The sequence below is a fragment of the uncultured Enorma sp. genome (assembly GCA_905210055.1).
Classification (GTDB): domain Bacteria; phylum Actinomycetota; class Coriobacteriia; order Coriobacteriales; family Coriobacteriaceae; genus Enorma.
Map to the genome: position 1 here is coordinate 1 of CAJLVH010000093.1, position 7618 is coordinate 7618.

7 protein-coding genes are annotated in these 7618 nt (G+C 62.9%); 6 read left to right on the forward strand and 1 reads right to left on the reverse strand.

The window, feature by feature from the left end:
- The first annotated feature begins 98 nt into the window (after nt 1-98).
- Nucleotides 99-1511 (forward strand): glucuronate isomerase, encoded by a 1413-nt coding sequence (uxaC, locus tag QZ079_RS06625; RefSeq protein WP_297036706.1) that lies wholly within the window; start codon nt 99-101, stop codon nt 1509-1511.
- Between the two features lie 115 nt (nt 1512-1626).
- Nucleotides 1627-2631 (forward strand): sugar kinase, encoded by a 1005-nt coding sequence (locus QZ079_RS06630; RefSeq protein ID WP_297036710.1) that lies wholly within the window; start codon nt 1627-1629, stop codon nt 2629-2631.
- Between the two features lie 167 nt (nt 2632-2798).
- Here QZ079_RS06630 and QZ079_RS06635 read toward each other — a convergent pair whose 3' ends face one another.
- Nucleotides 2799-3479 carry a glycoside hydrolase family 2 TIM barrel-domain containing protein gene (locus QZ079_RS06635; protein WP_297036713.1) on the reverse strand — a complete coding sequence of 227 codons (681 nt, stop codon included), beginning with the start codon at nt 3477-3479 and terminating at the stop codon, nt 2799-2801.
- A gap of 534 nt (nt 3480-4013) precedes the next feature.
- On the opposite strand from QZ079_RS06635, the gene QZ079_RS06640 reads away from it, so the two are divergent.
- The 4 genes from QZ079_RS06640 to QZ079_RS06655 all read left to right on the forward strand — a co-directional run.
- Complete coding sequence (locus tag QZ079_RS06640; RefSeq protein WP_297036716.1) at nt 4014-5117, forward strand: sugar kinase; 1104 nt, start codon at nt 4014-4016, stop codon at nt 5115-5117.
- A 52-nt stretch (nt 5118-5169) separates the two neighbouring features.
- Nucleotides 5170-5811: a bifunctional 4-hydroxy-2-oxoglutarate aldolase/2-dehydro-3-deoxy-phosphogluconate aldolase gene (gene eda / locus QZ079_RS06645; protein ID WP_291288927.1), complete on the forward strand. Its 642-nt coding sequence runs from the start codon at nt 5170-5172 to the stop codon at nt 5809-5811.
- A gap of 119 nt (nt 5812-5930) precedes the next feature.
- Nucleotides 5931-6875 carry a DHHA2 domain-containing protein gene (locus QZ079_RS06650; protein ID WP_297036720.1) on the forward strand — a complete coding sequence of 315 codons (945 nt, stop codon included), beginning with the start codon at nt 5931-5933 and terminating at the stop codon, nt 6873-6875.
- 217 nt (nt 6876-7092) lie between these two features.
- The coding region (locus QZ079_RS06655; RefSeq protein WP_297036723.1) for a Na+/H+ antiporter NhaA at nt 7093-7618 on the forward strand (526 nt) is incomplete at its 3' end.

Consider the following 7618-nt stretch of genomic DNA (forward strand, 5'->3'; position numbering starts at 1 on the left):
CCCCTGCCGCTCGACATTGGGTACCTTCTCCAATGTCGGGATAGAGGGGACAGGCCTTGCGTGGGCCTTGTAGATGGAGCAAGTGAGAAGGAGTGCATATGTTATTGAACGACGATTTTCTGCTTACGACTGAATGGGCGAAGAAGCTCTTCCATAACCATGCGGAGCACATGCCCATCATCGACTACCACTGCCACCTCTCGCCCAAGGAGATCTGGGAGAACGAGAAGTTCGGCAACCTCGCCGAGATCTGGATCTGCAAGGACGGCGCCGGCGATCACTACAAGTGGCGCCTCATGCGTGCGGCGGGCGTGCCCGAGGAGCTTATCTCGGGCGACGGCGACGATTACGAGAAGTTCTGCGCCTTCGTGAAGACCGTCGAGCAGGCGCTCGGCAACCCCATCTTCGAGTGGAGCCACCTGGAGCTGCGCCGTTTCTTCGGCATCGACGACGTCATCTGCGAGAAGAATGCCAAGAGCATTTGGAACCGCGCGAACGAGCGCATCGCCTCGGACGATTTCCGTCCGCGCGAGATCATCAAGAATGCCGGTGTGAAGGCGCTCTGCACCACGGATGATCCGGCGGACGACCTTGTCTACCACAAGAAGCTCGCCGAAGTCGAGGATCTTGGCTTCAAGGTGCTGCCCACCTACCGTCCCGACGGCCTCCTGGGCATCGACCGCCCCGATTTCGCCGACTACTGCGATCGCATCTCCGATGCCGCCGGCGTCGACGCGCACAGCTATACCGGCCTCGTCGCTGCTGCCGCCGCGCGCGTGGACTACTTCCACAGCGTGGGCGGCCGTCTTGCGGACCATGGCACCGACGTGGTGCGCTTCGTGCCTGCGACGCCGGAGGAGCTCGAAGACATCGTGACTCGTCGTCTGGCGGGTGAGGAGCTTCTCGAGGTAGATGTCCTCAAGTACCAGACGGCGCTCTGCCTCGAGCTCATGCGCCTCTACGCCGAGCACAACTGGGTCTTCCAGTTCCACATGAACGCGCTGCGCAACGCCAACACGCGCGGCTTCGAGGCACTCGGCCGCGACAAGGGTTACGACTCCGCAGGCGAGCAGCCCGCCCTCTCTCACGAGGTCGCACACTATCTCGACGCCGCCGCGCGCGCCGAGGCCCTGCCGCGCACGATCCTCTACTCGCTCAACGAGAACGACTGGCTCGGCCTGGTGACGCTCATGCAGTCCTTCCAGGGCGGCTGCAAGCAGAAGCTGCAGCTTGGTTGCGCTTGGTGGGTGAACGACCAGTTCGACGGCATGAAGAAGCAGATCACGATGATGGCCGAGCAGAGCCTCATCGCGAACTTCACCGGCATGCTCACGGACTCGCGTTCGTTCTTGAGCTACCCGCGCCACGAGTACTTCCGCCGCGTGCTCTGCCATACCATCGGCGAGTGGGTCGAGCAGGGTCGCGTTCCCGAGGACGAGGATTACCTCGGCAGGGTCGTCGAGGACATCTGCTACAACAACGCGCACGACTACTTCGGCTTCTTCGAGTAGCGAGCGGTAACGAACGGCTTTGGAATTCGGGTGGCGCGGGCTCGGCTCGTGCCACCCGGTTTTGGATTGTAAAATTACCCCAGGGGTTTTTTACATACGAGAAGGGGACGGGTTCATGGCGAAGGTTCTGGCACTCGGCGAGATCATGCTCAGGCTCTCCGTTGGCGGCGGCGTTCGCCTATCCGATGCGTCTGCGTTTGCGGCGAACTACGGCGGAGCTGAAGCGAACGTCGCGATCTCGCTCGCGCAATTCGGGCACGATGCGGCGTTCGCAAGCAAGGTGCCTGTGAACCCGCTGGGTGACGGCGCGGTGAAGCACCTGCACCGCTTTGGTATCGATTGCTCGCAGGTGCTGCGCGGGGGTGCCCGTCTGGGGACGTACTACATCGAAGAGGGCGTGGGCGCGCGTGGCTCACAGGCGACCTACGACCGCGCTGGTTCGGCATTTGCCGAAATGACCGAGTGCGAATGGAACCTCGATGAGCTTTTCGACGGCGTCGAGCTCATGCACATAAGCGGCGTCTGCCCAGCGCTTTCACCTGCATGGCGCGAGCTCACGTTAGGGCTCGTACACGAGGCGGCGATGCGCGGCGTTCAGGTGAGCTACGACGTGAATTTCCGCGGCAAACTCTGGACGTGGGACGAGTGCATGGCGGCATTCCGTGCAGTCTTGCCGTACGTTTCCGTTCTCTCGGCGGGAATCGGCGATGTGCAAAGCGTGCTGGAGCTTGAACGCACGGACTGGACGGAAGAAGCGCTCGCCACCGCATACGGGCAGGTCTTCGCCGCCGCACCGCGTCTCGAGGCGGTGTACTCGACGCGCCGTGTGGTGCATTCGAGCAGTTCGAACGATCTGACTGGGTACCTCATGATGCGCGATGGCGGGCTTGCGCACTCTGCAATGCATCATATCGAGCCAATCGTCGACCGCGTCGGAGGCGGCGACGCCTTCGCCGGCGGCGTCCTGCACGGCCTGCTTTCCGGCTGGGACGCCCAGCGCACGATTGACTTCGGGTGCGCGGCGGGTGCGCTCAAGCACACGGTCGTCGGCGACTGCAATCGCTTTACAGCGGCAGAGGTCGAGCAGTTCATGCGCTCCGGCGCGGATGTGGCGCGCTAGCATGCCGCCTTCGCCCGTCTTGCCTCAATTTCCCAAAATATGTAAATCCGGGCAGTAAGGGCGCTCGCCGGCGAGAACGCCCTCACCGGCGAGCTTTTCGCGTGCCACCCCGATTACTGGCGAGCCACCCCGGGAATCCCGATCAGGTTAGCATTCCGCCACCACGGCTACGCTTTGTAGCCGAAATCTGGGATCTTGTGCCAGCGCTGGCGGAACCAGTGCGCGGCGAGCTTCGGGCGACGGTCGCGGGTGAAGAGACCCTTTTTGTTGCCTTCGACGCGCAGGAGGCTCTGCGACGTGGCGAAGTCGGCGAAGTTCCACACCTGCTCGCCGGCGTCGCAATCGAACGCATCGAAGACCTCGCAGTTCATCTTGTAGTATTCGACTTGGTACTCCTCGGTGTACATGACAGGCGTGGTGTTGTGCAGGCCTGCCACGGTATCGGCACCGAATTCGGTGAACACCACGGGTTTGCCCACTGCCGTCCAGTACTTCAGCTCGCGCTCGAGAAGACCGGCTGCCTTGTCGAAATCCTCGCCACCGCACACGTACCAACCAGCATAGCGGTTCAGACAGATGACGTCGGAGAGCTGCGCGCTCACGTCCTTGGTGGGATCGGGCATCATGACGCTAACGAGCGTGCAGGGACGTTTCTGCGGGTCTAGTTCGCGTGCGAGGTCATAGAGCGGCTTGAAGTAGTCGTAGGCACCCTCGCCGGCGGAGTCGGGCTCGTTGGCGATGGACCACATGACCACGCAGGCATGGTTCTTATCGCGCGCGATGAGATCGCGGATGACGTCCTTGTGATGCTCCTGGGTCTGCACACCGTTCTCGGGATCAAAAGACACGGTTTCCGACCTTTTCTGTGAGTGGTGGAATTGGGGCGGTGAATGGAAGGTTGGGGGCTTAACGAGCGAAAACGTTTCGCCAACACAGGCAATATAAGGCCAAAGCAGGGCAAATAAGACAAATTAGCATTGTTGTTCAGCGGTTGTCACCTATTGTTCACGGAACGTAAGGCAAGCTCAGCCGTCTGTGTAATGGGAAAAAGTAGTATATCAATCTTCACGGTGAACTAGGCGCGGTTGGATGCCGAGCGCTCCTGGCGGCAAGCGTCTTCGCCGCCTCGCACCGTCAGCGCCGCAGCGCAACGGGAGCGGAGCCCCATGTACGCCTGCATCGAGCTCGATCCTTCGTAGCTAAACAAGCTCCGCAGCGGCTAAAACGGTGTTCGAGGGCTGGTTGGAGACGGGTTTCTCCAATCCATCTAAAGAAGTGCCTGCGTTGCACACGAAATGGGGTGGAGCGAACCTGTCTCCAACCAACCTTCCGCAGCGCGGTATACTTTTCATGACTGCATGCCCTGTTTTAGGAGGTATCCCGTGCTATCTGCTACCAGCACCGTTTTGGTTTTCGGCGAGATTATGATGCGTCTCTCGCCGCCCAACCAGCTGCGCATCGAGCAGGCGAAGAGCTTCGACGTGAACTTCGGCGGCGCGGAGGCGAACGCCGCGCTCTCGCTCGCGTATCAGGGCGACAACGCCGCGTTCGTGTCGGTGGTGCCCCAGAACCGCATCGGTGAGTGCGCCCTGCGCTACCTGCGGAGCTACGGCGTCGACACGTCGCGCGTCGTGCGCGAGGGCGACCGCCTGGGCAGCTACATCTTCGAGGTGGGCGCGAGCGTGCGCGGCAACGGCTGCGTCTACGACCGCAAGTATTCCGCCATCAACCTCGCCTCGCACGAGGCGCTCGACTGGGATGCGATCCTGGAGGGCGTCGACCTCTTCTACTTCTCGGGCGTGACACCGGCGGTATCTGAAGAGATGGCCGTTGCCTGCGAGGAAGCGCTCAAGGCGTGCCGCGCTCGGGGCATCGTGACGGCGTGCGACGTGAACTATCGTGGCAAGATGTGGAGTCCAGAGCGCTCGCAGGAGGTCATGGCGCGCTTGCTGCCGCACGTGGATATCGTTATCGCGAACGACGAGGATGCGCCGGCGGGCCTCGGCATGACCTGCGTTTCCGGTTCGCTCGCACATGGCATCGCGGAGCGCGACGATTACGTCGAGATGGCGCGCCAGATTTGCGCGAAGTACGGCTGCTCGCAGGTGCTCTCGGTCATTCGCGACATCGCGAGCGTCGAGGATTCTCGTTGGATGGGCATGCTCTACAGCGCGGCGGGCGATACGCTGCTCGCCGGGCGCGCGAACGCGGACGCCGCTCCCGCAGGCTCCGATGACGCCGGCGCCTGGTGGTTCAGCCCCGTCTACGACGTGCACGTGCTCGAGGGCGTGGCTGCGGGCGACGCGTTCAGCGGCGCCTACCTGCATGCGCTCCTGCACGGGTATGCCCCGCAGACGGCGATTGACTACGCCATCGCGGGGTCGGTGCTCAAGCTCACCATCCATGGCGATTCGAACCTCGTGACGGAGACGGAGATCGCAGCGGTGGCGGCTTCCGCCGGCGGCGGCACCCGCGTCGCGCGATAGCTCGTATAATGAAAGCCTGTAAACTGTTTACGTTCCGATGAAGGGAAGCAATATGTTCGAATCGTTCTACGAGAAACTCGAGAAGCTCGGCATCGTGCCGGTCGTCGTGCTCGACAAGGTCGAGGACGCCGCGCCGCTCGCGCATGCCCTCATGGCGGCCGGTATGGCATCTGCCGAGGTCACATTCCGCACGGATTGCGCTGCCGCGGTGATCGGAGCCATGAAGGAGGCCGAGCCCGATATGTGCGTGGGCGCGGGCACCGTCCTTACCATGGAGCAGCTGTCCGACGCCATCGCCGCCGGTGCCGAGTTCATCGTGAGCCCTGGCTTCGACGAGGAGATCGTGGCCGAGTGCATCGACAAGCAGGTGCCGGTGCTCCCCGCGTGCGTCACTCCGAGCGAGATCATCCGTGCACTCAAGTTCGATTTGCACGTGACGAAGTTCTTCCCCGCCGCGCAGTACGGTGGCCTCGACACCATCAAGGCGCTTGCTGCCCCGTTCGTCGGCCATCGCTTCATGCCCACCGGAGGCGTGAGCACGAAGAACGTCGAGGAGTTCCTGTCCTGCCCGTCCGTGATTGCGTGCGGCGGCACGTGGATGGTCAAGGCATCGCTCTTCGCCGACGGCGACTTCTCCAAGGTCACAGAGGAAGCTGCCGCCGCCATGGAGATCGTGCGCCGCGTACGTCCTTAGCGTCCCGCCCGACATTGGTGGCAGCACCCAATGTCGTGACATGCGGAGCAGGCTCGCGAAATGCAGGGCAGGCTCCCGTTAGGTATTCAGAAGGCCCCTGCCAGAATATGGAGGAAATCATGAGCAAGGTCCTCGTCTTTGGACACCAGAATCCCGATAACGACGCCATCATGTCGGCCGTCGTGCTCGCCCAGCTGCTGAATCAGGTTGAGTTCGGCGGCAACGAGTACGAGGCATGCGCGCTGGGCCCGCTTCCGGCGGAGTCCGCAAAGCTCCTTGCCGAGGGCGGCCTGCCTGAGCCGCGCCAGCTCGATGCCATCGAGCCCGCTGCCGAGGGCGAGGATGCGCAGCTCGTCGTGCTCACGGATCACAACGAGCCCGGCCAATCCGTCGCTGGCCTGGAGAACGCCACGATCTTCGGCGTGGTTGATCACCATCGCTTTGGCAACTTCACCACGGCCGCGCCGCTCCACATCGTGGCGCTCCCTTGGGGTTCCAGCTGCTGCATCGTGGCGAAGCTCTTCGACGTGCTTGGGCAGCAGCCCACGGACACGCAGGCGAAGCTCCTGCTTTCGGCCATGATGACCGACACCCTCATGCTCAAGAGCCCCACGACGACCTCCGTTGACCGCGTGGTCGCCGCCAAGCTTGGTGAGCAGCTCGGCGTTGACCCGGTGAAGTTCGGCATGGAGGTCTTCCTCTCCCGTCCCTCCGGTTCGTTCACGCCCGAGCAGATGGTGGGCAACGACATCAAGCAGTTCGAAGTGGGCGACAAGAAGCTGCTCATCGGCCAGTACGAGACGGTCGACAAGACACGTGCCCTCGGCATGATTCCCGAGATTCGCGAGGCCATGCGCGCCTATCAGGCCGAGAAGGGCGCCGACGGCATCGTGCTCTGCCTCACCGATATCATGGAAGAGGGTTCGCAGGTGCTCTTCGAGGGCGAGACGGCTGTGGCGCAGAAGGGTCTGGGCATCGAGGACGTGGCCGAGGGCGTGTGGATGCCCGGCGTGCTCTCCCGCAAGAAGCAGGTCGCTGCGCCGATTCTCGCCGCTGCCGAATGATAAAATGGTGTCAGACACCAAATTATCATTGCGGGCAAATGGCCGGTTCGAAGCTGTGGATTCCCTCTGGATGTGCACGGTGGGCACTACCGCGCCGCTACGGCAGGGGTAACAATTGATACCAAGGTGGGCGTCTGGGCAAGGCGCCCATTTTTGTTGACCGATTACCTAGCCGAATCACTCGGCCGAACACCAAGGAAGGAGCGGCGACGCACCCATGGCGAAGCTCAATCAAGATGCGACTCAGGCCACGCGTCGGGCGAGGGCGGTCGAGCGCAAGGTACTTGTGCGCAAGCCGGGACGCGCCGCCTCCGAGTTCGGGCCGAAGGCGGATCGCCTCGTGAGCGCGCGGCAACGCAAGCGCCTGGAGCGTCGCAGCGCGCTCGAGGCCATTACCGGTAACGGCGTCATTTCCGCCTGCGTGATGATCATCGCTGCTGTGGCGGCGGTGGTGTGCGCGAACACCGACCTGTATTTTCCGCTCCACGAGTGGTTCGCTCGCCCGGTCGTCATCGGCATCGGCGGCTGGGAGTTCTCGCTCACGTTCGAGCTCTTCGTGAACGACTTCCTCATGGCGATCTTCTTTTTGCTCGTGGGGATCGAGCTCAAGTACGAGATGACCGTGGGGGAGCTCCGCCGCCCGCGCCAGGCGCTGCTGCCCATGCTCGCGGCGGTGGGTGGCGTCGTGGTGCCCGCGACCATCTACGCGGTGGTGAACCGGGGCGGAGCCGTCTACGGCTGGG

Bases quoted from the DNA above. Each gene is read 5' to 3' on its own strand.
- uxaC (WP_297036706.1), top strand. From the start codon at position 99: ATGTTATTGAACGACGATTTTCTGCTTACGACTGAATGGGCGAAGAAG.
- QZ079_RS06630 (WP_297036710.1), top strand. From the start codon at position 1,627: ATGGCGAAGGTTCTGGCACTCGGCGAGATCATGCTCAGGCTCTCCGTT.
- QZ079_RS06650 (WP_297036720.1), top strand. From the start codon at position 5,931: ATGAGCAAGGTCCTCGTCTTTGGACACCAGAATCCCGATAACGACGCC.
- eda (WP_291288927.1), top strand. From the start codon at position 5,170: ATGTTCGAATCGTTCTACGAGAAACTCGAGAAGCTCGGCATCGTGCCG.